This is a genomic window from Vibrio gallaecicus, assembly GCF_024347495.1.
Lineage (GTDB): Bacteria > Pseudomonadota > Gammaproteobacteria > Enterobacterales > Vibrionaceae > Vibrio > Vibrio gallaecicus.
The window spans coordinates 2,626,285-2,651,255 of sequence record NZ_AP025490.1; the positions used below are offsets into that span (position 1 = coordinate 2,626,285).

Sequence of the window (24,971 nt, forward strand, 5' to 3'; positions counted from 1 at the left end):
GATTAAGCGTAAAGCCAAAGACGAGTGTTATCGAGTTGATTAGTGCTCGCGTGTAGCGCGGAACTTAACTTCAGGGAAACGTTCTGAAGCTAAGTTCAGGTTTACCATCGTTGGAGCAATATAAGAAAGGTTGTCACCACCATCTAATGCTAAGTTAGCTTGGCTCTTACGCTTAAACTCTTCCAGCTTTTTCACGTCATCGCATTCAACCCAGCGAGCTGTTGCAACGTTAACACCTTCATAGATCGCTTCTACGTTGTATTCTGCTTTTAGACGAGCCACAACCACATCAAACTGAAGTACACCAACCGCGCCAACAATTAGGTCGTTATTTTGCAGTGGTCGGAATACTTGAACCGCACCTTCTTCAGATAATTGAACCAGACCTTTAAGAAGTTGCTTTTGCTTAAGAGGATCACGTAAACGAATACGACGGAATAACTCAGGTGCAAAGTTTGGAATACCAGAAAACTTCAGATTTTCACCTTGAGTGAAAGTATCACCAATCTGGATTGTGCCGTGGTTATGTAAACCGATAATGTCGCCTGCGTATGCTTTTTCTGCACGAGAACGATCGCCTGCCATGAAAGTTACTGCATCTGAAATACTTACATTTTTACCAGTACGAACATGGTTCATCTTCATACCTTGGTCATAAGTACCCGATACAATTCGCATGAACGCAATACGGTCACGGTGCTTAGGATCCATATTTGCTTGGATCTTAAATACGAAACCAGAGAACTTCTCTTCAGTTGCTTCAACTTCACGCTCATTTGCTTGGCGGGTTTGTGGACCCGGAGCCCATTCAGTCAGACCATCTAACATGTGGTCCACACCGAAGTTACCTAATGCAGTACCAAAGTAAACAGGCGTTAGCTCACCAGCTAAAAAAAGCTCATGATCAAACTCAGGACATGCGCCAATCACTAGTTCTAGTTCTTCACGAACACTTCCAGCAAGGTCTTCACCAACAGCAACATCTAACTCTGGGTTATCTAACCCTTTAATGATGCGCACTTCTTGAATTTCATGACCATGACCAGATTCATACAAAATCGTTTCATCGCGGTGAATATGGTAAACACCTTTAAACTCTTTACCACAACCAATTGGCCATGAGATTGGAGCGCAAGCCATACCTAGCTCACTTTCCACTTCATCCAGCACTTCCATTGGATCACGAACATCACGGTCAAGTTTGTTCATAAATGTAACGATCGGCGTATCACGAAGACGAGTTACTTCCATTAGCTTACGTGTACGGTCTTCGACACCTTTCGCAGCATCAATAACCATTAGGCAAGAATCAACCGCAGTTAAGGTACGGTAAGTATCTTCCGAGAAGTCTTCGTGTCCAGGAGTATCTAATAGGTTCACTAGGCATTCGTTGTATGGAAACTGCATTACAGATGTAGTTACCGAGATACCACGTTCTTTTTCCATCTCCATCCAGTCAGATTTTGCATGCTGGTTAGAGCCACGGCCTTTAACAGTACCCGCTTTTTGAATCGCGTTTCCGAATAAAAGTACCTTTTCAGTAATCGTGGTTTTACCCGCATCCGGGTGAGAGATAATGGCGAAAGTTCTACGTTTAGATACTTCACCAATAAATGGAGTATTTGACATGAATGTGTTCTTCTTTGGTTGGCCAATGTATCAAACAATTCAATAAAATTGTATGAGAGCGAGTTGGACGAATCTATTACGGCGTATTTTCCCCTATATTTACTCAATGGGCAACTTGTCTGTATATAAGCTTCGAGCACAACCTTTGATGCAATGTTGATGAAATTACAATAGATGATCAAATTATCAATAAATATGAGCTATAACTAAATAAGTGGCAGATAATGGTTATAGGTATGACGACAACAAAAAAAATACATTCGTTAGCATTTAAACAGGCTAAAACAGTTTTCTTAGTTTCCGTTGTTCTTGGGGTGTTTTTTAGCTTCTACCACATTGTTGTGGATTTACACCAAGAACAAACTCGAATTGAAGACCATTACCAGTTCAAGCTGTTGCAGAATTATTCGAATGCAAGCCAAGCGGCATATCACCTTAATCATTTATTGGCAGATCAAGTTGCCTCTAGCCTAATGATGGATAAAGCTATTTATAGCGTTGCTATTATTGATGATTTTGGCGATATGCTGACCAAACAAGATCGTGTAATCGAACAGCAAGATCTTATTACACGCTTACTTTCGGACTTCTTAACACCTGATACTCCTTTTTATAGCGCTGAACTTCATCAGCCAGATTCTAATGTTATTGTTGGAACGCTCAATTTTTCAGTCAATGGAACCACCATAGCTGAAGCATTTATTTCTAAATCCAGCCGGATACTTATTTTTGATCTCATTCGAAATATATTACTGACCACTATTTTGCTGGCTTTCTTCTATTACAAGCTGTCAAAACCAATCGTGACATTAATTGAATGGGTGCAATCTCTTCAAAATCGTCAAACCGCTCTCCCACTTCCGATGAATAATCGACAGGATGAATTAAGCCGGCTCGCGACATCCTTTCATAACATTTGGCAAGCTCGTGAAGCGGCTGAAAACCAACTTAATCAACTTGCGTATTTTGATACGTTAACAGGGCTGGCAAACCGTAGCTTATTACTGAAAAAACTCAATGAGACCATCAGTTCAGCCATGAAGTCTAAAACGTCTGGAGCTTTATTTTATTTAGACTTGGATCGCTTCAAAACTATCAACGATTCATTAGGTCACACGATTGGAGACCATTTAATTAAAGCTATCTCTATGAGAATTGAAGCTTGGGTGAAAGAACAAGATATTGCCGCGAGAATAGGCGGGGATGAGTTTGCGATTTTAATGCCTGACATCAAAATCGAGCAAGCTCCAGATATGGCAAAACAATTGTTGGCTTTAATCTCTAACCCTTACTCCATTGATGACCACCAGCTTTATTGCACTGTGAGTATTGGTATTTCCATGTTCCCTTCAGAAGGGATAACCAGTATTGATGTATTGCGTCAAGCCGATACAGCGCTCTACCGAGCCAAAGTGGCAGGTCGGAATAAATACATGTTTTATGAACCTGAGATGCAAGCTCAGGTTGAAACCTTTCTTGATATTGAAAAGGGTCTACATGAAGCTCTGAGTAAAGATCAATTAGAGCTTTACTATCAACCACAGGTGAATGACAAACATGAAATCATCGGGGTGGAAGCTTTAATTCGCTGGAATCACCCGGATCGCGGTTTGCTACCTCCTGGTGTATTTATGCCGATTGCAGAAGAAACCGGGCAAATTTTGAAAATTGGGGATTGGATCATAGAGCAGGCTTGCTACCAATATGCGAGCTGGGAAAAACAAGGCGTTTTACCTGAATGCTTCCATCGTCTCGCCATAAACATTAGCCCTCTGCAATTTTCTCAAGAGTCTTTTGTCGAGCACATAACCCACACTTTATCTCAAGCCGGTATCACTGGAGAAAATATAGAGCTTGAAATAACGGAAAGTTTACTGCTTGAGAATGTCGATGATGCCATCCGAAAAATGGCGCAGCTTAAAGAACATAACTTAAAAATATCTATTGATGACTTCGGTACTGGCTACTCTTCTCTTCGCTACTTAAAACATCTCGCTGTAGATGTTTTGAAAATAGATCGCTCTTTTGTTACCCAGCTGCATTTAGATGAAAGTGATCAAGCCATTGTCGACACAATCATTATGACTGCACAACGATTAAACCTAGAAGTCATAGCTGAAGGAGTGGAAGAAATACCTGAACTCGATTCATTAAAAGCCTTAGGCTGTAAGCAATTTCAAGGGTACCTATTTGATAAGCCTTTACCCGTAAGTGAAGTCACTCAGCGATTATTGAATTACCACTATGAATTGAAAAGCGAGGAACCTTTAGCAACAAGAAATGAACGAATGAGCTAATGAGCTAATGAGCTAATGAGCTAATGAGCTAATGAGGATAGCCTTGCTTGCTCACTCGCTCAATTTAAGACACAGCATTTATCTCTAGAAGAAGATGTAACTCATAATAATGGCATCTTCTTTACCTTGTTTGCTCGGGTAGTAGTTTCTACGGCGGTCAACTTCATTGAAACCGACCCACTCGTATAAACCAAATGCGTTGTGGTTGCTTTCTCTGACTTCAAGCCATGCGCTTTCCGCTTTTGCTTTTTCACACACATTAAGAAAATGTTCAATTAAGGCTTTACCGTAGCCTTTACCTTGCTCTTTTGGGTCAACGGCAATGTTCAACAAGGTGACTTCCCCAACAATATTTTGAGCAAAGAAATAGCCAACGATTTCATCATTAACAATCATGGCATGATGACATGCACCACGACTATTCAGGTCACGAATCATAGTCTCAGACCATGGGTGAGAATGAGCCTCTTGCTCTATTCGCCAAACAGAATCTAAATGCTGTTCAGAAGTGGGTAATAGTTGAATTTTATTTACAGCAGATTGGTTAGTCATAAGCACAAATTTGTTGCCATAAATCACGGCGATGTTGGTTATTACCGTCAATCTCAGATAACAAAGGAGATTGAAGTACTTTAGCGTCTAGTTTGATTGGAGAAGAACAACCAGCAAACCATACCCAATCAGCCGTATTACTCTCGATAGATGCAAATTGGTTAGAAGGTATATATAAGGCTTGCGATAAATCTAGCTTGATACTTTTTACCACACGCTCAAACATCTCGGCTAATTTACCTTCAGGCTTTTCATCAGAAACCAGCAGTAACTTACAGCCTTCAGGCAATACCTCGAGGTCAACTGTGTATCCGGTTAACCGCTCTGGGTGAATAAGCTCCCATTGGTCTATACCCATTTCGTGCAAATATTGAGACTGTACTGATGATGATATGCTTACCATAAATAACCCTTTATAGAACGACGCCGATACTAACAAAAAATAAAGGAGCATCAAGCTCCTTTATTCTGTTAATGAATCAAATAGAAACACTACAGTTCATTAAACTCAGGGCAATATTCAATAACACCGCTATGTTCGTCAAAAGCCCCAGAAGCTAGCTCAACAGCCTGAAACGCGCCGGCTGGAACTTCCCAAGCACACGTCAGATCAAACTGGCTGGCAGATTTAAAGCCCATACGAGAGTAGTAATTCGGATCGCCAAGCACCATACAAGCTGGGTAACCAAATTCATGCAAAGAAGATAAGCCTTCTTTCACTAAAGTTTCACCGATGCCTTGTTTTCTGAACTCTTCTTTTACAGCTAAAGGCGCTAAACCTTGCCAGTTGTGGTCAGTACCATCCAACATCACAGGGCTAAACATAGTATGACCGATCACCTCACCTTCATCAGAGCAAGCCACCAACGATAACGTTAAGTGACTATTTTCACGCAGGCTCATGACCAGTTTGGCTTCCGCATCGGTTTCAAACACTGACTTAAGTAGGCGGTCTATCGCTAAGATATCAGCGGGTGCTTCAGTTCGAATAAGCATTTATTACCTCATTTTGTGTATGAGGCGATTGTACTCCCTTCTGCACAAAATCAGCTAATTGATTTAATAACATTTTCATAGGAGCGGGAAGTAACTCTAAATCTACGCTGTCCATTAAGTTCTTCACTTCTAATCCCAGCTCTGTATCACCTTCAATAGAAAGACGTCGTTGGAAAAATAAAGTATCCGGATCTTCTTTTCGACCTGCAATCAGAACAAGATCATTCAAGTTACCACTAAAGCTTACATCTTCTGCTACTTCTTTATCAGCGACGATAAGCTTTTCATTTTGGTAACTAATACACCAACTTAGCTCCATGTCTTTTATCGAAACTTTCAGCCACTTATCTTCGAGGAATTCAAAGTCACCATCTTCTAAGGCTTCTTGGAAGACTGTTTTCAGCCCTTCAAGCAAGGCTTTTTTTTGTACTGATTTAGGCAATAACTGGACTGGGGATCGCAAAATTGATGCGGCATTTTGAACTAGTTGAGTGCGAATCTTGTGTATCACGTGACTTATCCGTAACTTAAACAATAACAATGAAACCATCATAAATGATGTGTTAGCCTCTATTACTGTTGTGTATCAATTAATTTCTCTTTGCTACTCAGCTTTAATATCCTGAAAATCACAGTTATAGTTAGAACTATTAGTAGATATATGGTTACAAGCATTCACCTACTGTGAGTGTGCAACCTTTTGGAGAATTGGTAGTACTTTGATGCCTCCCCAGCAATTACAGCATTGGTTTGAAAAATTCACATCAAATAGCCCGTTCTTTTTTGCGGTGCTCGATGACCAACATAATTATTTTATGGTCAACGAACGTTACTGTGATATTGCAGGGTTAAGCCAAAATGAATTGGCAGGCATGAATGATCGACAAACTCTCGGCGAACAATTCTACAACCATATAAAACCTTATTATGAGCGTGCTTTTTCAGGTGAAACAATTGAAGCAGAAATAACGCTTAATGAAACTGACTTAGAAACCAGTATTCATTTCAGTTTATCCCCCCTCGTTAGTGACGATAAAACGGAATACATTGTATTTCATGCAATCGACACCTCAGAAAACCAAGTATTAATACGTTCTCTTGAAGAGTCTGAAGCCAAATTTACAAAATTGTCTCAGCTCCTCCCTGATGGCCTTTTACTGGTAGAAGATGATTATATTTTGTCATCTAACCCGGCAGCAGCCCGAATTCTTGGCTTTAACTCAACCACTGAATTGATTGGTGAAGAGTTAGGGCGATTATTTATAGATCAGCAAACCAAAACAGTATTCAGTACTAAAATTAGCTCTTTAATCTCAGAGTCTGGTTTGGTTTGCTTAACTGGCGCACGTTGTGGCTTCGAAAGAAAAGTTCAGTTACATACTGATTCAACAGCAATTTTAGGTAACACAACTCAATTAGTGCTTATCCAAAATGCTCAAGATGCACCGAAACAACTTTCTAGTACGACCAATGAAGACGCTTATATTGATTGTCTAACAAAGCTGTATAACCGAGTGGGTTTTACCAAGCGGCTAGAACAATTTATTCAAAATAATACACCTGTTGTGATGCTCTACTTAGACATCGATAACTTTAAGAATATCAATGACTCTCTCGGTCACCATATTGGTGATAAAGTCATTAAAGAAGTCTCTTCACGTCTTAAGAGACTGTTACCTCGCCATGCTGTAATTGGTCATTTAGGCGGCGATGAGTTTGGGGTCATTTTACCTGAACCTGAAAATGACCGAATGGCTGAAATGCTGGCTGAAAGGATTATTTCCCTTATTAACCAACCATTTGACCTACACCACTTTAGTAAAAGATTGGCTTGTTCAATTGGCAGCGTTACTTTTCCACAAGATGGCAGAGATGCTCGCATTTTGCTGCAGAATGCCGATACCGCTATGTATGAAGCGAAGGATCGTGGACGTAACCGTTTGATTAAATTCAACGACCAAATGAACAAAGAAGCGCGTATGCGCCTTTGGCTTGAAATTGAATTGCAAAAAGCACTTCAACAAAACGGTTTAGAAGTATGGTACCAACCTAAAGTTAATGCTCGTGATTTTACTATCAACGGTGCGGAAGCCTTAGTTCGCTGGAAACACCCTGTAGAAGGCTACATTAGCCCTGCTGCATTTATACCAGTAGCAGAGCGAGCAGGTTTGATAGAACACTTAGGTAGAGTCGTCATGAGAGACGTATTCACCACAGTCAAACGTTGGAAAACACAGGGCATATTGCCAGGAAGAGTCGCAATCAATTTATCACCTGAGCAGTTTGGAAATCCTAAATTAATCGATTACATGGAAAAACTGCTTCGCACCACAGAGCTTGACCCTAGCGCAATAACGTTTGAATTAACCGAAAGTGCCGTAATGAGTGATAGTGATCATACATTGCAAATGCTTAATGCTATCAAGAAGTTAGGGTTCGCCCTTTCAATTGATGATTTCGGTACCGGCTATTCTTCATTATCTTATTTAGCTCGTTTCCCTATTGATGAGCTAAAAATTGACCGAGCATTCATCATGAATGTTGACACTTTGCCAAAGCAAGTGACTGTGATTGAAAACATTATCAATTTAGGTAAATCACTCGATTTAACGGTTGTTGCTGAAGGTGTTGAAACACGCGAGCAAGCCACACTTCTTTCCAATCTTAATTGCAGCTCTATACAAGGGTTTCACTTTTATCGACCTCAACCAAAAGAAGAAGTTGAAGAGTTGTTTGCACAAAATCGCCGTCATAAAAACTGATTTTCTTATTTAAACACCTGCCCTTCCCTACTCCTTATTGAGTAAAACTCGATTTATCCATCTAAACCTGCCCCACATCAATTATGGTATTCATAATTCTTCATAAAATGCTCGCTTCAATTTTATCCTATTGGTATCAAGCAAATGGAACTCCTATGCCCAGCAGGCAACTTACCTGCTTTAAAAACAGCAATTGATTGTGGTGCAGATGCGGTTTATATCGGATTCAAAGATGATACTAACGCTCGCCATTTTGCTGGTTTGAATTTTGCCGGAAAAAAACTGGACCGTGCTGTCCAATATGTTCATGACCGAAATAAAAAAATCCACGTTGCACTCAACACTTTTGCACATCCTAATGGGTTTGAACGCTGGACGAACGCAGTCGATAACGCTGCCGCACTTGGTGTTGATGCGCTGATCGTTGCAGATATTGCTGTGTTGGAGTATGCAGCTAACAAATACCCAGATCTTGAACTTCACCTATCTGTTCAGGCATCCGCGACTAACATTGCAGCGATAGATTTCTACAAGCAAAACTTCAATGTAAAACGAGTCGTGCTGCCTCGCGTACTGTCAATTCATCAAGTAAAACAACTTTCTCGTAACATCACTTCTGACGTTGAACTTGAAGTTTTCGCATTTGGCAGTCTTTGTATTATGGCAGAAGGTCGTTGTTACCTTTCTTCATACATGACGGGTGAGTCTCCTAACACTGTAGGCGCTTGTTCACCAGCAAAGTATGTACGCTGGCAAGAAACAGAATCAGGGTTAGAATCTCGTTTAAATGAGATATTAATTGATAAATATGCCGCAGGTGAAAATGCAGGATACCCTACACTTTGTAAAGGACGTTTTGATGCGAATATTGATGGCGAACGTAAGCGCTATCACGCATTAGAAGAGCCTACTAGCCTGAATACCTTATCCATGATACCAGAGCTTTTTGCTGCAAATGTTGCTTCAGTGAAGATTGAAGGACGCCAACGTAGCCCAGCGTATGTTGAACAAGTAACTCGAACATGGCGCGCAGCTATTGACCGGTACTTAGCAAACCCAAAACAATATCATGTGGAGCCTTCTTGGAATGCTGCATTGGCTAATGTATCTGAAGGTACTCAAACTACCCTGGGTGCTTACCACCGTAAATGGCAATAATAAATAGATGGAGAATTCTATGAAATACGCATTAGGGCCTCTATTATATTTTTGGCCAAAACAAGATGTTGAAAGTTTTTACGAACAAGCAAAAAATAGTTCAGCGGATATTATTTATCTGGGTGAATCTGTGTGTTCAAAACGTCGAGAAATGAAAACTAAACACTGGCTTGATATCGCTAAAGATTTATCGTCTACCGGTAAACAGGTCGTGTTATCGACAATGGCATTGCTGGAAGCACCAAGCGAAGTGAACATCATGAAGAAGTACATCGATAATGGTGACTTTGCTATTGAAGCAAATGATGTATCTGCAATCCAACTGGCTAGTGAAAGCAAAGTGCCTTTTGTTGTAGGTCCTGCTGTAAATACTTATAACGCTCACACGTTAAACCTATTCTTAAAGCAAGGAATGACGCGCTGGTGCATGCCAGTTGAGCTTTCTCGCGAATGGTTGAGCAATATAATGGCACAATGCGAAGAGCTAAATATTCGTAATAAGTTTGAAGTCGAAGTATTCAGCCATGGCTATTTACCTTTAGCGTATTCAGCACGTTGCTTTACCGCTCGTGCAGAGAATAAAGCGAAAGATGACTGTGAAACTTGCTGTATTAAGTACCCAACAGGCTTACAAGTAGACAGCCAAGAAGGGCAATCAGTCTTCAACTTAAACGGTATTCAAACTCAGTCTGGCTACTGCTATAATTTAGTGAATGACTTACCGAGTATGAATGAATTAGTTGATGTGGCTAGGCTTAGCCCATTAGGTGTTGATACATTCTCTGAAGTTGAAAAGTTCAAAGCTAATGAGCAAGGCTTAAAACCTCAACCTATTTCAGATAGACAATGTAATGGTTATTGGCATCAATTGGCGGGGTTAAGCGTTAAGAATATCTAGATATTCAGTACAGCTTTACACCACTCGATATCATAAAAAGGTCCAGCTAACGCTAGACCTTTTTCTGTTTATAAAGAGTTCACATCAGAATATCTATACCATCACTGGTTGTTCTGAAGGTGGGTTTAGCTTCTTAACATCTTTTAGTAACATCACTATCACTACTAAACTCAGTGCAATATTTGAAATTGGGTACGCAATCCATACACCGGTTAGCCCCCAGACTTTAGGAAGTAGGTACAAGAATGGCAGTTGGATCAGCATATTGCCGATAGTCACAAACATTGCCTTACTGCCACGGTTCACGGACTGATAATAAGCAGCTGCGACCACCAAAAAACCATCTAGGAACAGTGCAAACATATGTAGCCTTAACCCTAGAACAGCCCCTTCCACTAATTCTGTGTTATTTGAATTGAATACAGATACCGCCTGGTAAGGGAAGATATTCAATACGATTACAAACACCAAACCACCAACGACAGACGTTACCATTGCTATATTAAGCAACTTACGCATGTTTTCGGGGTTCTTAGCTCCATAGTTATAACTCATTAATGGTTGCATACCATTCGCAACCCCTTCTACCGTGAGATAATAAACAGTCACAATATAGCCAATAATAGCGTAAGCACCAATTAACACAGAACTACCATACTGGGTAAATAGCGCATTATGTACAGCGACCATCATTGAGCCATAGGCATACATAAAGAAGCTTGAAATACCAATAGTCAGAATAGTAGGTACAAACTCCAATCGTAAAACCAAACACTTAAGCGTTAAGCGAACTTTGGCTCTTTTAGAGAAAAAATATAAGATACCTAAAAGAGTTACCGTCATTTGAGCAATTCCGGTAGCAATCGCAGCACCTCTAAGTTCCCACTGTAAATGGGCAATAAAAATATAATCGAGCACGATATTGATAACCGCACCGACAATCATCAAGATAGTTGCCAAATTAGGGCTGTCGTCATTTCTCAATAGGAAAGGAATCGCAATCGACCCTAATGAAAAAACACTCGCAACAATTAAGATGTCGAGATATTGAACCCCAAGCTCTAGAACTCTTCCGCTTGCTCCTTGCAAGGCCAAGAAATCATCGGAGAAAAACCATAATGTTGTCGCAACAATAGGGGCAAGTATAAGCAACATTAAAAAACCAGTGGCTAAAGTTTGCTTAGCTTCTAAAGGCTTTTGCTCACCTTGCTTGATTGAAACCAGAGCTCCCGTACCCACGCCTATCATCATCCCTATCCCTAAAATAGTTCCGATCACAGGCCAAGCAACGTTAATTCCAGCTAAGCCGTCAGCTCCCACATAACGACCAATAAAAATGCCATCTACAACTTGGTATAAACCATTCACCAGCATTGCTGCGACTGTAGGGATTGTATATCGCCAGAACTGGCGGTTAATTGAATTACTCATCAAGGTATCTCTATTTCCGAGAATATAGTCTTCTTTAAGTGCAGTTTGTACGTTAGCAATTTAGTTAACATAGCTAACTATTTACTTAAATCAGAGAAACTTATTTCAACGCTTTAGTCAAAAGCAGGTTTAACTGCTCTAACTCTTCACGTGATAATTTTTTTTCTAATCCTTTAGACATAATTCCATATACATGGCTTTCTTCTTGTAAGCCTATTATTGCTTTTTCCGTCAGCTCAATTCGCTTCGCGCGTGAGTCTTCCGTGCACATTTTTCTCTGTACCAGCCCTTTTCGCTCTAAGCGTTGTACCATATTGGTGGCAGATGGCTTTGTCACTTCCATTTCCACAGCTAAATCAGTTAATCGAATCGGCTCTGGAGCCAACTGAATCACTTTTAAGTAGTCGTACTCATTAAAGCTCAACTGGTTAATAGGATCTTCTTTACTATGAATTCGCCAAACTTTAGCAGCAAAACGTTCTATTTTTTCTAAGTTAGACGTTAACATAAACAACCCAATTAGTTAGCATGGCTAACTATAATACTCTGTGAGTTTATTTTGGCAAGAAAAAACCGCTGACAGGCAGCGGTTCACGATGAAACTAGTTATATACAACAATGCTTGTAAAAAATTATCTATTACTGAGCTTGCTCTATTTCCTTGAGCTTAGCTTGAGCAATACGCTCAGCCTGAAGCTGCTCGAAAATACGTCCCAACTCTAAGAAAGAATATCGATGTTCTACATACTCATAAACATTGAATGATAACGCGAGTTTATAAAGTGAGATAGCATTCGCGTAGTCACCAGCTAAATGGTGACGCTTGGCTAAATAGAAATACGTTTCCGTTAATCTTTGTGCTAGCAATGTGTTGTCACGGGTTCCTGATAAGATAGCTTTAAACGCTTGTTCTTCAGTAATATCCCCTAGCATAATAGCAACAAGCACCCAACCCCATTGTTCATCACGAGCGCTGTAGCGTTGTTCTAAATCTTTTTTCGCTTGTTCAGGCGTTAGTTCATTTTGAATCACATAAAGCCATAAAGCACGGAATGGATCGCTAGGGTCATCTTTGTAATGTTTCAACATTTCTTCATTGGCTAAGTCATATCGTTCACCATAATAAAGCGCAATTGAACGATTTCTTTCAGCATAAGAGTTACTAGGATCAAGCTCTAACGTTGAATCAAATGCTTCATAAGCCGCATCAAATTCACCTATTTGAGTAAAGTACACGCCCAATAAATTGAAGATATCCGGTTGAGCGGGATTAAGAGAAAGTGACTGGTTAAAGTCAAGACGAGCTAAATCACGTAGACCTACGCTATCGTAATAATTACCGCGTTCAAATAGCATCTTTGCTCGAACTTCTTTTTTTAAATCAGTACGTTGTAGTAACTGAGTTAACCGAGCTATTTGAACTTCTTGTTGGACGCTAGCCTGCAGAGGCACAGCCATTGGAGGGTAAACCCATTGCTGAGTAATCTTATCAGATGTTGATGCACAACCAGTCAGCGTGAGTAACACACACAAGCTCGCGGTTTGAAACCATTTCACGAATAAATACTCCTATAAGACCGCAATAAAAAAAGGGGAGCGATATGCTCCCCTTTATAACATGCTTTAGTATTGATAGGTTAGAAATCACCAAAAAGCGATAAACCTATCATAGGCTGATTACTCAGCAGCTGGTGCTTCACCTTCAGCTGGAGTTTCAACTGCTTCTTTCATGCTTAGACGTACACGGCCTTGACGGTCAATCTCAAGAACCTTAACTGGTACTTCTTGACCTTCAGTTAGGTAGTCAGACACTTTTTCAACACGCTTATCAGCGATTTGAGAAATGTGTACTAGACCATCTTTACCAGGAAGAATCGTTACGAATGCACCAAAGTCAGCTAGACGAGCAACTTTACCTTGGTAGATACGACCAACTTCAACTTCAGCAGTGATCTCTTCGATACGACGAATAGCTTCTTTAGCTGCTGCGCCTTCAGTTGCAGCAATCTTGATTGTGCCATCGTCTTCGATTTCGATTGTAGTACCCGTTTCTTCACAAAGAGCACGGATAACTGCGCCGCCTTTACCGATAACATCTTTGATCTTATCAGAGTTGATCTTCATCATGTGGATACGTGGAGCGAACTCAGAGATATCTTCACGAGCACCAGAGATAGCTTCATCCATTACAGAAAGGATGTGCTTACGTGCACCTTGCGCTTGGTTAAGTGCAATTTGCATGATCTCTTTAGTGATACCTTCGATCTTGATGTCCATTTGAAGTGCAGTGATACCAGCGTTAGTACCTGCTACTTTAAAGTCCATGTCACCTAGGTGATCTTCGTCGCCAAGGATGTCAGAAAGAACAACGAAATCGTCGCCTTCTTTAACAAGACCCATTGCGATACCCGCAACAGAAGCTTTGATTGGAACACCAGCATCCATAAGTGCTAGAGATGTACCACATACAGAAGCCATTGAAGAAGAACCGTTAGATTCTGTGATTTCCGATACAACACGAACTGTGTATGGGAATTCGTCAACAGAAGGCATTACTGCTTGGATACCACGTTTAGCAAGCTTACCGTGACCAATTTCACGACGCTTAGGAGAACCAACGAAACCAGTCTCACCTACACAGTATGGAGGGAAGTTGTAGTGTAGAAGGAAGTTATCTTTCTTCTCACCCATTAGGCTGTCAATGATTTGTGCATCACGTTGTGTACCAAGCGTTGCTGTAACAAGAGCTTGAGTTTCACCACGAGTGAATAGAGAAGAACCGTGTGTACGTGGAAGAACACCTGTACGTACGTCTAGCGCACGAACCATGTCTTTTTCACGACCATCAATACGAGGGTTGCCAGCGATGATGCGGCTACGTACTACGTTTTTCTCTAGAGAACCAAGCATGCCGCGGATTTCGCGCTCATCTAGGTTTTCATCTTCAGCAAGAAGTGCAGCTACAGCTTCAGTTTTGATTGTGCCAACTTGCTCATAACGAGCCATTTTCTCAGTGATCTGGTACGCGTCAGATAGACGAGTTTCAGCTTGCTCAGCAACTTTAGCTTTAAGTTCAGTGTTAACTGCTGGCGCTTCCCAGTTCCAAGATGGAGTTGCAACTTCAGCAGCAAACTCGTTGATTGCTTTGATTACAACTTGTTGTTGGTCGTGGCCGTAAACAACAGCTGAAAGCATTTCTTCTTCAGATAGGTTATCTGCTTCAGATTCAACCATTAGTACTGCGCCTTCTGTACCAGACACAACTAGGTCTAGTTTAGAGTTTTCAAGCTCAGTATTTGATGGGTTAAGAACTAGTTCACCGTCGATGTGACCAACACGTGCAGCACCGATAGGACCATTGAATGGAGCACCAGAGATAGCAAGTGCAGCAGACGTTGCGATCATAGTGATCATGTCTGGGTTTACGTCAGGGTTGATAGAAACAACCGTAGCGATAACTTGAACTTCGTTTTTAAACGCACTTGGGAAAAGTGGACGAATTGGACGGTCAATCAGACGAGCTGTTAGCGTTTCGCCTTCAGATGGACGGCCTTCGCGCTTGAAGAAACCACCAGGGATTTTACCCGCAGCGTATGTACGCTCTTGGTAGTTAACTGTTAGAGGGAAGAAGTCTTGACCTGCAACAGCTTCTTTCTTAGCAACAACAGAAACGAATACTGATGTATCATCCATAGTTGCCATTACAGCAGCAGTAGCTTGACGTGCAATTACGCCCGTTTCTAGAGTAACGGTGTGGTTACCGTACTGGAACGATTTTACAACTGGTTTTTCAAACATTGTATATCCTTAGCTCTAAAGTCATGACTTTAGATTAAGTGAATAATGACTCAAGATATTACCAATCGCGACTAGTGAAAAGGGACTCAGAATAGTGACTCTTTACATGAGTTCACGCGCCGAATTAAGACTAAATCCGCCTTTGAATAGTCGCGACCTATTGGCCGACATCTGTGACTGTAATCTCTTGAGAGGTTGAGTGCCTAACGTGAAAACGCTATAGGCGGGCGTAGTATAAACTATTTTTATTAGGAGAGATATTTCCTATCAGAAAAAGCCAGACGATATTCTGAGCATCCGGTCAGCCATTTTCTTACAGGCACAAAAAAAGGAGCATAAATGCTCCTTTTCTTCAAACTGTCTTTGCAGACATCGCTATTAGCGACGTAGGCCTAGACGCTTGATTAGGTCTTGGTAACGAGCAAGGTTTTTGCCTTTCAAGTAATCAAGAAGCTTACGACGGCTAGAAACCATACGTAGTAGACCACGACGGCTGTGGTGATCGTGTTTGTGCGCTTTGAAGTGACCTTGTAGGTGGTTGATAGAAGCAGTAAGTAGTGCTACTTGTACTTCTGGTGAACCTGTGTCGCCTTCAGATTGTGCGTATTCTGCAACGATTGCTGCTTTAGTTTCTGCATTCAGAGACATAAATCTCTCCTGATAAGAGTAAGTTTATATTTGTAGCAGCCAATCTCTGATTCAGCCGCTACGCGAGCCGAGGATTATAGGGAAGTTTACGAGTTGGTGCAATAACAATCGAACCCGTGAAAAACGAAAAAAGCGAACTACCTAAATCAGGCGTTCGCTTTCTGTCTTATTTATCAACTTTTCAATGCGAAAAGCTAATATCTAACTAGATTTACACATTAAACTTGTGGCTCTTCATCTCTGAAAACAACCAGACGCTTTGGTGCAACTCGACCATCTTCAGCAATTTGAGCAACGCCAACAAACAACTTCTCTTCGCCGCTTGTCATGCGTACAGTGCCTTCGGCTGGTGCTCCGGATACTTGAACTGGCATACCATGTTGAACAAGGTCAGTCAGCTCTGCATTCAGGTTTACTTCTGGTAAATCTTCAACGGCAGTGTCCATCGGCATTAGCAGAGGATCGAGTAGCTCTTTAGGTGCAATCTCTTGTTCCTGAGCTTGCTCTAAAATCGCGTTTAACTGCTCCAAAGTCACCATGCGCTCGTACGGGTACTTTGCAACACCAGTACGGCGAAGCATTGTAACGTGAGCACCACAACCTAACATTTCACCAAGATCGTCGGTGATTGTGCGGATGTAAGTGCCTTTCGAACAATGTACTTCCATCTCAACTTCATTACCTTCAAAACGAAGTAGCTCGATAGAGTAAACAGTGATCTTACGAGATTCACGAGGAACTTCGATACCAGCACGTGCGTATTCATATAAAGGCTTACCTTGATACTTCAATGCTGAGAACATTGATGGTATCTGGTCGGTTTCGCCCTTGAAGCTTGCAATACACTGTTCAAGCTGCTCTTGAGTCACGTTAACATCACGAGTCTCTACCACTTCACCATCAGAGTCAGAGGTATTGGTACGCTCACCAAGCTTAGCGATCACCACGTAGCGTTTATCAGAATCTAGAAGAAACTGAGAAAACTTCGTCGCTTCACCAAGACAAATTGGCAGCATGCCAGTCGCAAGAGGATCCAGAGCACCTGTGTGCCCAGCTTTCTCTGCAAAGTAAATGCGTTTTACTTTTTGCAGTGCATCATTAGATGAGATACCAGTTGGTTTATCTAACAGAATTACCCCGTTTATTGGGCGACCTTTACGACGGCGAGCCATTACTCTTCACCTTTTACTTCTGTATCTTCATCACGACCAGCTTCATGCTGCTTACGCTTGTCTTCACTCAAAACTTCACTTACTAAGTTAGACATACGCATACCTTCAACTAATGTATCGTCATATGTAAAACGAACTTCAGGAGTCAGGCGGTGGCGAATACGCTTACCTAGAGCCATACGGACTGGCACTTCGTGCTCTTTAAGAGCAGCAAGACATGATTGAGGTGTTTGCTCACCGATACATAGGAAAGTCACGAACACTTTTGCGTATGCAAGATCACGAGACACTTCTACGTCTGAGATCGTAACCATACCAATGCGTGAGTCACGGACTTCACGTTGCAAGATAAGTGCTAGCTCTTTTTGTAGCTGCTGAGACACACGTTGTGTGCGGCTAAATTCTTTTGACATTTTCTTTTCTCACTTAGAAAGATGGGGGGCTTGGTAATAACCAGCCCCCCATGGTGTATTCAACAACCGATTACTTATTACCTTTACTAGTAATGTTAGTAACCTTAGTCAATATGTCGAGTCGTACAGACTGGTTAGTCTAGAGTACGTTGAACCTCAACGATTTCGAATACTTCGATCTGGTCACCAACGCGAACGTCGTTGTAGTTCTTAACGCCAACACCACACTCGTAACCATTTTTAACTTCTTGAACATCATCTTTAAAGCGACGAAGTGACTCTAGTTCACCTTCGTAGATAACAACGTTTTCACGAAGAACGCGGATTGGGTTGTTACGCTTAATGATACCTTCAGTCACGATACAACCAGCGATTGCGCCGATCTTAGGAGACTTAAATACGTCACGAACTTGAGCAAGACCAATAATCTCTTGACGGAATTCAGGAGCAAGCATACCGCCCATCGCCTGTTTCACTTCGTCGATCAGTTGGTAAATGATTGAGTAGTAACGTAGGTCAAGGTTTTCATTCTGAACAGTACCACGCGCAGTTGCGTCAGCACGAACGTTGAAACCAAGGATAATAGCGTTAGAAGCTGCTGCAAGCGTTGCATCAGTTTCAGTAATACCACCAACACCAGAACCTACGATGTTCACTTTAACTTCGTCAGTTGAAAGTTTCAGTAGAGAGTCAGCGATTGCTTCAACAGAACCTTGAACGTCTGCTTTTAGTACAACGTTAAGTTCAGCAACTTCACCAGCTTCCATGTTTGCGAACATGTTTTCTAGTTTAGCTTTTTGTTGACGAGCTAGTTTAACATCACGGAATTTACCTTGACGGTAGTTAGCTACTTCACGTGCTTTACGCTCATCACGTACAACAGTCGCTTCGTCGCCTGACGAAGGAACACCAGAAAGACCTAGAATTTCTACAGGAATAGATGGACCTGCAGTTTCGATGTCTTTTCCGTTTTCATCGCGCATTGCACGAACACGACCGTACTCTTGACCACAAAGAACGATGTCGCCTTTGTTTAGAGTACCAGACTGTACTAGTACTGTTGCAACTGGACCGCGACCTTTATCAAGACGAGATTCAACAACAACACCAGACGCCATGCCTTCTTTAACTGCTGTAAGTTCAAGAACTTCAGACTGAAGAAGGATTGCTTCTAGAAGACCTTCGATGTTTGTCCCCTGTTTAGCTGAGATGTGAACGAACATGTTCTCACCGCCCCATTCTTCAGGGATAACGTCGTATTGAGCTAGCTCATTCTTAACGTTGTCTGGGTTTGCACCCTCTTTATCGATCTTGTTCACAGCAACAATCAGAGGAACGCCTGCCGCTTTCGCGTGCTGGATTGCTTCGATTGTTTGTGGCATTACGCCATCGTCTGCTGCAACGACTAGTACAACGATATCTGTCGCTTGAGCACCACGAGCACGCATGGCAGTAAACGCCGCGTGTCCAGGAGTATCAAGGAAAGTGATCATACCGTTATCAGTATCTACGTGGTAAGCACCAATGTGCTGCGTGATACCGCCAGCTTCGCCAGAAGCAACGTGTGCTTTACGAATGTAATCAAGTGTTGAAGTTTTACCGTGGTCAACGTGACCCATGATAGTAACAACAGGAGCACGACCTTCAGCGATTGCATCGCTATCACGATCCGCTAGTACTGCTTCTTCAAGTTCATTTTCTTTACGAAGAATAACCTTGTGACCCATTTCTTCAGCAACAAGAGCTGCTGTTTCTTGGTCGATCACTTGGTTGATAGTCGCCATAGCGCCCATCTTCATCATAACTTTAATTACTTCAGTTGCTTTAACTGACATTTTGCTAGCCAGTTCAGAAACAACGATTGTTTCGCCAATAGCAACATCAGACTTAGCAACAGTTGCAGATTTATCAAAACCTTGCTGCATTGAAGTTGGTTTAGCAAGCTTACCTTTACCACCACGACCACGTTGGTTGCGACCACCACGGTTATTGCCTGGTTGAGTAGCTGGAGCAGCTTTCTTCTTACGACGACGAGGAGCTTTCTCGTCTTTTTTATCCGCTGCATCTTCTGCTTCACGAGCGTAAGTAGAAGTCGTAACATGGTAATCCGCAGATTTTTCTTGTTCTTTCTTCTTCTTCTCTTCTTCAGACCAACGTTCTTGGTTTTCTTCTGCTAGCTTACGAGCATCTTCAACTAGTTTTGCAGCTTCAGCTTCAGCTTTACGCGTTGCTTCTTGCTCCTGACGTACTTTTAGCTCATCAGCTTCTTTCTTCGCTTGTGCGTTTGTGTCTGCGTTCTTTGAATTCATGTCTTTTTTAGCCTTATCAGCTTGTGCGCGTTTTGCCTTTTCTTCAGCTTCACGTTTAGCGTCTGCTTCACGTTTTACTTTCTCTTCGGCTTCGCGCTGTGCTTTCTCTGCAGCTACACGTTGCGCTTGCTCTTCAGCTTCGCGTTGTGCTTTATCTTCCGCTTCACGAGTATCAGCTTCTTCGGCTTCTCGTTTCGCTTCATCTTCGATTGTGCTGCGCTTTACGTAAGTACGCTTCTTACGTACCTCAACTTGAACATCCTTACTCTTACCGCCTCCAGCGGCAACACTTAACGTGCTGCGGGTTTTGCGTTGAAGAGTTAAGCGAGTCGGTTCAGTTTCACCAGAAGTGTCACCATGTTCTTTTTTCAGGTGAGTAAGCAAACTTTGCTTTTCTGCATCTGAAACTTGATCCGATCCTGCTTTCTTCATTCCTGCATCAGCAAGTTGTTCAATTAAGCGGTCAACTGGCGTACCAATCTCTTCACTCAGTGCTTTAACTGTTAATTGTGTCATACCGCTCTCTCCTTGCTGAGTTATTCTTCGTCGCCGAACCAACAGATGTTACGCGCAGCCATGATAAGCTCACCTGCACGTTCTTCTGTTAGATCTTCAATACCTTCTAGTTCATCAACACCTTGATCAGCTAAATCTTCAAGTGTTGCAACACCTTTTGCTGCTAACTTGTAAGCCATCTCACGCTCAAGACCTTCTAGTGCAAGTAAGTCTTCTGCTGGCTCAACACCATCAAAAGTTTCTTCTTTAGCAAGCGCTAGAGTAGTCAGAGCATCTTTCGCACGGTTACGTAGCTCTTCAACGATGCCTTCATCTAGACCATCGACTTCAAGAAGTTCGTTTACTGGAACGTATGCTACTTCTTCTAAAGTAGAGAAACCTTCTTCTACAAGCATTTGAGCGAAGTCTTCTTCGATATCTAAGTGCTTCATGAAGTTTTCAATTGAAGCAACCGCTTCTTCTTGGTGTTTCTTCTGAAGATCAGCAACTGTCATTACATTCAGTTCCCAACCAGTGAGTTGAGAAGCTAGACGTACGTTTTGACCGCTACGACCGATAGCTTGAGCTAGGTTATCTGCTTCTACTGCGATATCCATTGAGTGCGCATCTTCATCAACGATGATAGAAGCTACATCTGCAGGAGCCATTGCATTGATAACAAATTGTGCCGGGTTATCATCCCAAAGCACGATATCAATACGCTCACCGCCAAGATCATTAGAAACCGCTTGTACACGTGCGCCACGCATACCAACACAAGCCCCTACAGGGTCAATGCGTTTATCATTGGTTTTCACTGCGATTTTAGCACGCGAACCAGGATCTCGAGCCGCACCTTTTAATTCAATCAGTTCTTCACCAATTTCAGGTACTTCTACGCGGAATAGTTCAGCTAGCATTTCAGGCTTAGAGCGAGTAATGAATAACTGGAAACCACGAGCCTCTGGCTTAACTGCGTAAAGCAAACCACGTACTCGGTCACCTGGACGGAAGTTTTCACGTGGAAGTTGGTCATCACGAAGGATTACCGCTTCAGCGTTGCTACCTAGATCTAAGATAATTGTGTCACGGTTAACTTTCTTAACAACACCAGTAACTAACTCACCTTCATTATCGATGAACTGTTCAACAATTTGAGCGCGCTCAGCTTCACGTACTTTTTGTACAATAACTTGCTTAGCGGTTTGAGTCGTAATACGGTCAAATGTAACTGACTCGATATCATCTTCAATGAAACCACCTAGTTCGATTTCAGGATCATCGTACTGTGCAGCTTCGAAAGAGATCTCTTTTGTTGGGAATTCAACAACTTCAACAGCTTCCCAACGACGGAAAGTCTCAAAGTTACCCGTTTTACGATCGATTTCTACACGAACTTCAATTTCAAATTCGCTTTTCTTCTTAGTTGCTGTTGCAAGCGCGATTTCAAGCGCTTCAAAAATACGCTCACGAGGAACTGCTTTCTCATTTGAAACAGCTTCTACTACCGCTAAAATTTCTTTGTTCATTAATCTAGCCTCTTAAGCTTTTCTCACGAGGAGAACTAAAATTTAGGGATCAGGTTAGCTTTCGAAATATTACTTAGTGGAAACTCTTCTGTGTTCCCTTCAGCTAATATTGAAATAGTCTCACCATCAACAGATTGGATATCACCTTTCCATTTACGACGGTTGGCTACAGCCATTTTCAAAACAATGCTTACCTCGTGACCAATAAATTGTTGGTAATGCTCAGCTTTGAATAGTGGTCTTTCTAGACCTGGTGAAGACACTTCAAGGTTGTAAATCACTGAAATTGGATCTTCAACGTCTAATACTGCACCTACTTGATGACTTACTTCAGCACAATCATCTACAAAAATACCATTTTCATGATCAATGTAGATACGTAGCGTTGAGTGCTCACCCGCACGAATAAATTCTAATCCAACTAACTCATAACCTGACGCAGCTACAGGAGCTTCAAGCATTTCAGTAAGTTGTCTTTCTAAACCAGTCATTTAACCACTCCAGAAACAAAAAAAGGGCTCAAAGCCCAATTTAAATTCCAAGCAAACATTACCTAAATGCATTTATAAATGCTTAGATAACAAAAAACCCCGTATAAGCCGGGGTTTTTGTTGCTGGACCCTGATTCGTTAAGCAATTATCTAATAAGATTAATACTTAACTCGTAGTGAGGTTCACACTACGTAAACTTGCTACCAACTTTCACACATAGCGTGCTTTGAAAATTGGTTGCGGGAGCCGGATTTGAACCGACGACCTTCGGGTTATGAGCCCGACGAGCTACCAAACTGCTCCATCCCGCGTCCGACTTGTGAGCATTATACGCCCAACAAGATGTTTTACAAGTTTGTAAACATGGTGCCGAGAGAGGGACTCGAACCCTCACACCCTAAGGCACTAGCACCTCATGCTAGCGTGTCTACCAATTTCACCATCTCGGCATCAAATCTTTCAGATTATTGTGGAATCTCGTCGCCTTGCGCCGGAACTTCACTCACTGCATCATTAGCTTGCTGAATTACCTGACCTTGAGTCGGGTCAATCCACTGTGACTCAGTTTTATGTGTAGACATATTACCAAGTACTAAGCTAATAACAAAAAATACGATTGCAAAAATTGCAGTCATTCGGGTTAGGAAATTCCCTGAGCCACCAGCACCAAACACAGTGTTTGAAGCACCAGCACCGAATGAAGCTCCCATATCTGCGCCTTTACCTTGTTGAATTAACACTAGGCCAATTACACCAAGCGCTGCCAACAGGTAAATCACAAGTAGAACTGTAAACATTTTTCCACCTATGTTCCTAATTGTTGAGCCAGCGCCGTTCTAAAACACTATTTACACGATGTTTAGAGAACAAGGCTAGCGACCTCCTAACTGAAGGCCGAGCAATACTAACGAATGCTTACTTACCTGACAAGTGGAATTTGCCAAAAATAAGCCTTTAGAAAACAAACGCTCAAAAAAAAGACAAAACAAGCATAAAACTACCTTATGCTTGTTTTGATTAGTTCAACAATAAGTTGATTAACAGCTGGCTTTTACCGCCTCTGCAATTTTAAGCGCTGAGCTTTGAACTAATTCTGCATCTTCACCTTCGACCATTACACGTAGTAGAGGCTCTGTTCCAGACTTACGAAGTAGCACTCGACCTTTTTCACCAAGAACAAGTTCAACCTCTTTAACTGACCGAATTACCGCTTCTGCTTCTAATGGGTTTGAGTCACCACTAAATCTTACGTTTTCTAAAACTTGTGGATATAGCGTCATACCTTGTGATAGCTCGTTCAGAGACATTTCACTGTCCACTACTGATGCTAATACCTGCAATGCCGCAACAATCGCATCACCAGTTGTTACTTTATCAAGCAAAATAACGTGACCAGAATTCTCAGCACCGATCTTCCAACCTTTAGCTAAAAGCTGTTCCATTACATATCGGTCACCAACAGCTGCACGTACAAATGGAATCCCTAATTGCTTAAGCCCATTTTCCATACCAAGGTTAGTCATTAATGTACCTACAACACCACCCTTCAGTTCACCGCGACGTAGGGCATCACGAGCAATGATATAAGCGATTTGGTCACCATCAACTTTGTTACCTAGCTCATCAACCATGATGATACGGTCGCCATCACCATCAAAACCTAGACCGAGTGCCGCTTTCTCTTCAAGCACTCTAGCTTGTAAAGCTCGTACATCTGTTGCACCGACTTCATGATTTATGTTGGTGCCATTTGGCTCAACACCCATGGCAATCACTTCTGCACCAAGCTCTCTAAAAACTGCAGGAGCAATATGGTATGTCGCACCATGAGCACAATCCACAACAATTTTCATTCCAGACAAGCTCATGTGGTTAGGGAATGTGCTTTTACAAAATTCAATATAACGACCTGCTGCATCATTTAAGCGAACCGCTTTACCAAGCTCTGATGATTCTACACATTCAATGTCTTTATCTAATTCAGCCTCAATCGCTAACTCAATTTCATCAGACAGCTTAGTGCCTTCAGAAGAGAAGAACTTAATACCATTATCATAATATGGGTTATGAGATGCTGAGATAACAATCCCAGCTTCTGCGCGGAAGGTCTGTGTTAAATAAGCAACAGCAGGGGTTGGCATTGGACCTGTGAAAGTTGCTTGAAGGCCAGCAGCAGCAAGACCTGCCTCTAAAGCAGATTCAAGCATATAACCAGAAATGCGGGTATCTTTACCTATGATAACTTTTTTTGTTCCTTGTTTAGCAAGAACACGACCAGCAGCCCAACCAAGTTTAAGTACAAAGTCCGGAGTGATAGGGTATTGCCCTACTTTTCCACGCACACCATCTGTACCAAAATAACGTCTTTTATCTGACATGGGTTTTCCTTAAT

At 41.9% G+C, this 24,971-nt stretch carries 21 protein-coding genes and 2 tRNA genes; 4 read left to right on the forward strand and 19 right to left on the reverse strand.

Going from position 1 to position 24,971, the window contains the following annotated elements; genetic code table 11:
* Positions 1-39: 39 nt before the first annotated feature.
* On the reverse strand, positions 40-1,629 hold the full coding sequence (gene prfC, locus OCU78_RS11365) for a peptide chain release factor 3 (RefSeq protein WP_137373457.1): 1,590 nt from the start codon (positions 1,627-1,629) through the stop codon (positions 40-42).
* A 236-nt stretch (positions 1,630-1,865) separates the two neighbouring features.
* On the opposite strand from prfC, the gene OCU78_RS11370 reads away from it, so the two are divergent.
* A complete protein-coding gene (locus OCU78_RS11370) occupies positions 1,866-3,926 on the forward strand; it encodes a putative bifunctional diguanylate cyclase/phosphodiesterase (protein WP_137373456.1) in 2,061 nt (686 codons plus the stop codon).
* Between the two features lie 84 nt (positions 3,927-4,010).
* On the opposite strand, the gene rimI is transcribed toward OCU78_RS11370, so the two are convergent.
* From rimI to ubiT, 4 genes are all read right to left on the reverse strand, one after another.
* Entirely contained in the window at positions 4,011-4,478 is a 468-nt protein-coding gene (gene rimI, locus OCU78_RS11375; protein WP_137373455.1) for a ribosomal protein S18-alanine N-acetyltransferase, read from the reverse strand.
* Positions 4,471-4,881, reverse strand: a complete 411-nt coding sequence (locus OCU78_RS11380; protein ID WP_137373454.1) for a DNA polymerase III subunit psi — start codon at positions 4,879-4,881, stop codon at positions 4,471-4,473. Before OCU78_RS11380 ends, rimI begins: the two co-directional genes overlap by 8 nt.
* Before the next feature lie 89 nt (positions 4,882-4,970).
* Positions 4,971-5,474, reverse strand: a complete 504-nt coding sequence (locus OCU78_RS11385; RefSeq protein ID WP_137373453.1) for a GNAT family N-acetyltransferase — start codon at positions 5,472-5,474, stop codon at positions 4,971-4,973.
* Entirely contained in the window at positions 5,458-5,985 is a 528-nt protein-coding gene (gene ubiT, locus OCU78_RS11390; protein WP_137373452.1) for a ubiquinone anaerobic biosynthesis accessory factor UbiT, read from the reverse strand. The genes OCU78_RS11385 and ubiT overlap by 17 nt, the downstream gene beginning before the upstream one ends.
* Before the next feature lie 211 nt (positions 5,986-6,196).
* Here ubiT and OCU78_RS11395 point away from each other — a divergent pair, with 211 nt between their 5' ends.
* From OCU78_RS11395 to OCU78_RS11405, 3 genes are all read left to right on the forward strand, one after another.
* The gene (locus tag OCU78_RS11395) at positions 6,197-8,236 is read left to right on the forward strand and encodes a bifunctional diguanylate cyclase/phosphodiesterase (protein ID WP_137373451.1); all 2,040 of its coding nucleotides are present in this window, start codon (positions 6,197-6,199) and stop codon (positions 8,234-8,236) included.
* 144 nt (positions 8,237-8,380) lie between these two features.
* Positions 8,381-9,394 carry a ubiquinone anaerobic biosynthesis protein UbiU gene (gene ubiU / locus OCU78_RS11400; protein WP_137373450.1) on the forward strand — a complete coding sequence of 338 codons (1,014 nt, stop codon included), beginning with the start codon at positions 8,381-8,383 and terminating at the stop codon, positions 9,392-9,394.
* Between the two features lie 19 nt (positions 9,395-9,413).
* A complete protein-coding gene (locus OCU78_RS11405; protein ID WP_167494033.1) occupies positions 9,414-10,292 on the forward strand; it encodes a U32 family peptidase in 879 nt (292 codons plus the stop codon).
* 93 nt (positions 10,293-10,385) lie between these two features.
* Here the strand turns inward: OCU78_RS11405 and OCU78_RS11410 are convergent, their stop codons facing one another.
* The 14 genes from OCU78_RS11410 to glmM form a co-directional block, all read right to left on the reverse strand.
* Entirely contained in the window at positions 10,386-11,723 is a 1,338-nt protein-coding gene (locus tag OCU78_RS11410; protein WP_137373448.1) for an MATE family efflux transporter, read from the reverse strand.
* Between the two features lie 100 nt (positions 11,724-11,823).
* The gene (locus tag OCU78_RS11415) at positions 11,824-12,231 is read right to left on the reverse strand and encodes a MarR family winged helix-turn-helix transcriptional regulator (RefSeq protein ID WP_137373447.1); all 408 of its coding nucleotides are present in this window, start codon (positions 12,229-12,231) and stop codon (positions 11,824-11,826) included.
* 131 nt (positions 12,232-12,362) lie between these two features.
* The gene (gene nlpI, locus OCU78_RS11420; protein ID WP_137373446.1) at positions 12,363-13,280 is read right to left on the reverse strand and encodes a lipoprotein NlpI; all 918 of its coding nucleotides are present in this window, start codon (positions 13,278-13,280) and stop codon (positions 12,363-12,365) included.
* 120 nt (positions 13,281-13,400) lie between these two features.
* Positions 13,401-15,521: a polyribonucleotide nucleotidyltransferase gene (pnp, locus tag OCU78_RS11425; RefSeq protein ID WP_137373445.1), complete on the reverse strand. Its 2,121-nt coding sequence runs from the start codon at positions 15,519-15,521 to the stop codon at positions 13,401-13,403.
* Positions 15,522-15,899: 378 nt separating this feature from the next.
* Positions 15,900-16,169, reverse strand: a complete 270-nt coding sequence (gene rpsO, locus OCU78_RS11430; RefSeq protein ID WP_010436144.1) for a 30S ribosomal protein S15 — start codon at positions 16,167-16,169, stop codon at positions 15,900-15,902.
* A 218-nt stretch (positions 16,170-16,387) separates the two neighbouring features.
* Complete coding sequence (gene truB / locus OCU78_RS11435; protein ID WP_137373444.1) at positions 16,388-17,341, reverse strand: tRNA pseudouridine(55) synthase TruB; 954 nt, start codon at positions 17,339-17,341, stop codon at positions 16,388-16,390.
* Positions 17,341-17,754: a 30S ribosome-binding factor RbfA gene (rbfA, locus tag OCU78_RS11440; protein WP_137373443.1), complete on the reverse strand. Its 414-nt coding sequence runs from the start codon at positions 17,752-17,754 to the stop codon at positions 17,341-17,343. The genes truB and rbfA overlap by 1 nt, the downstream gene beginning before the upstream one ends.
* A 134-nt stretch (positions 17,755-17,888) precedes the next feature.
* Entirely contained in the window at positions 17,889-20,579 is a 2,691-nt protein-coding gene (infB, locus tag OCU78_RS11445) for a translation initiation factor IF-2 (RefSeq protein WP_137373442.1), read from the reverse strand.
* A gap of 20 nt (positions 20,580-20,599) precedes the next feature.
* Complete coding sequence (nusA, locus tag OCU78_RS11450) at positions 20,600-22,087, reverse strand: transcription termination factor NusA (protein WP_137373441.1); 1,488 nt, start codon at positions 22,085-22,087, stop codon at positions 20,600-20,602.
* Positions 22,088-22,122: 35 nt separating this feature from the next.
* Positions 22,123-22,578, reverse strand: coding sequence for a ribosome maturation factor RimP (gene rimP / locus OCU78_RS11455; protein ID WP_137373440.1), 456 nt, complete (start codon positions 22,576-22,578; stop codon positions 22,123-22,125).
* A gap of 235 nt (positions 22,579-22,813) precedes the next feature.
* A tRNA-Met gene (locus OCU78_RS11460) sits at positions 22,814-22,890 on the reverse strand.
* Positions 22,891-22,943: 53 nt separating this feature from the next.
* Positions 22,944-23,028 (reverse strand) — tRNA-Leu (locus OCU78_RS11465).
* A gap of 15 nt (positions 23,029-23,043) precedes the next feature.
* Positions 23,044-23,376: a preprotein translocase subunit SecG gene (secG, locus tag OCU78_RS11470; RefSeq protein WP_137373439.1), complete on the reverse strand. Its 333-nt coding sequence runs from the start codon at positions 23,374-23,376 to the stop codon at positions 23,044-23,046.
* A 240-nt stretch (positions 23,377-23,616) separates the two neighbouring features.
* Positions 23,617-24,957 carry a phosphoglucosamine mutase gene (gene glmM / locus OCU78_RS11475; protein ID WP_137373438.1) on the reverse strand — a complete coding sequence of 447 codons (1,341 nt, stop codon included), beginning with the start codon at positions 24,955-24,957 and terminating at the stop codon, positions 23,617-23,619.
* Positions 24,958-24,971: the final 14 nt, after the last annotated feature.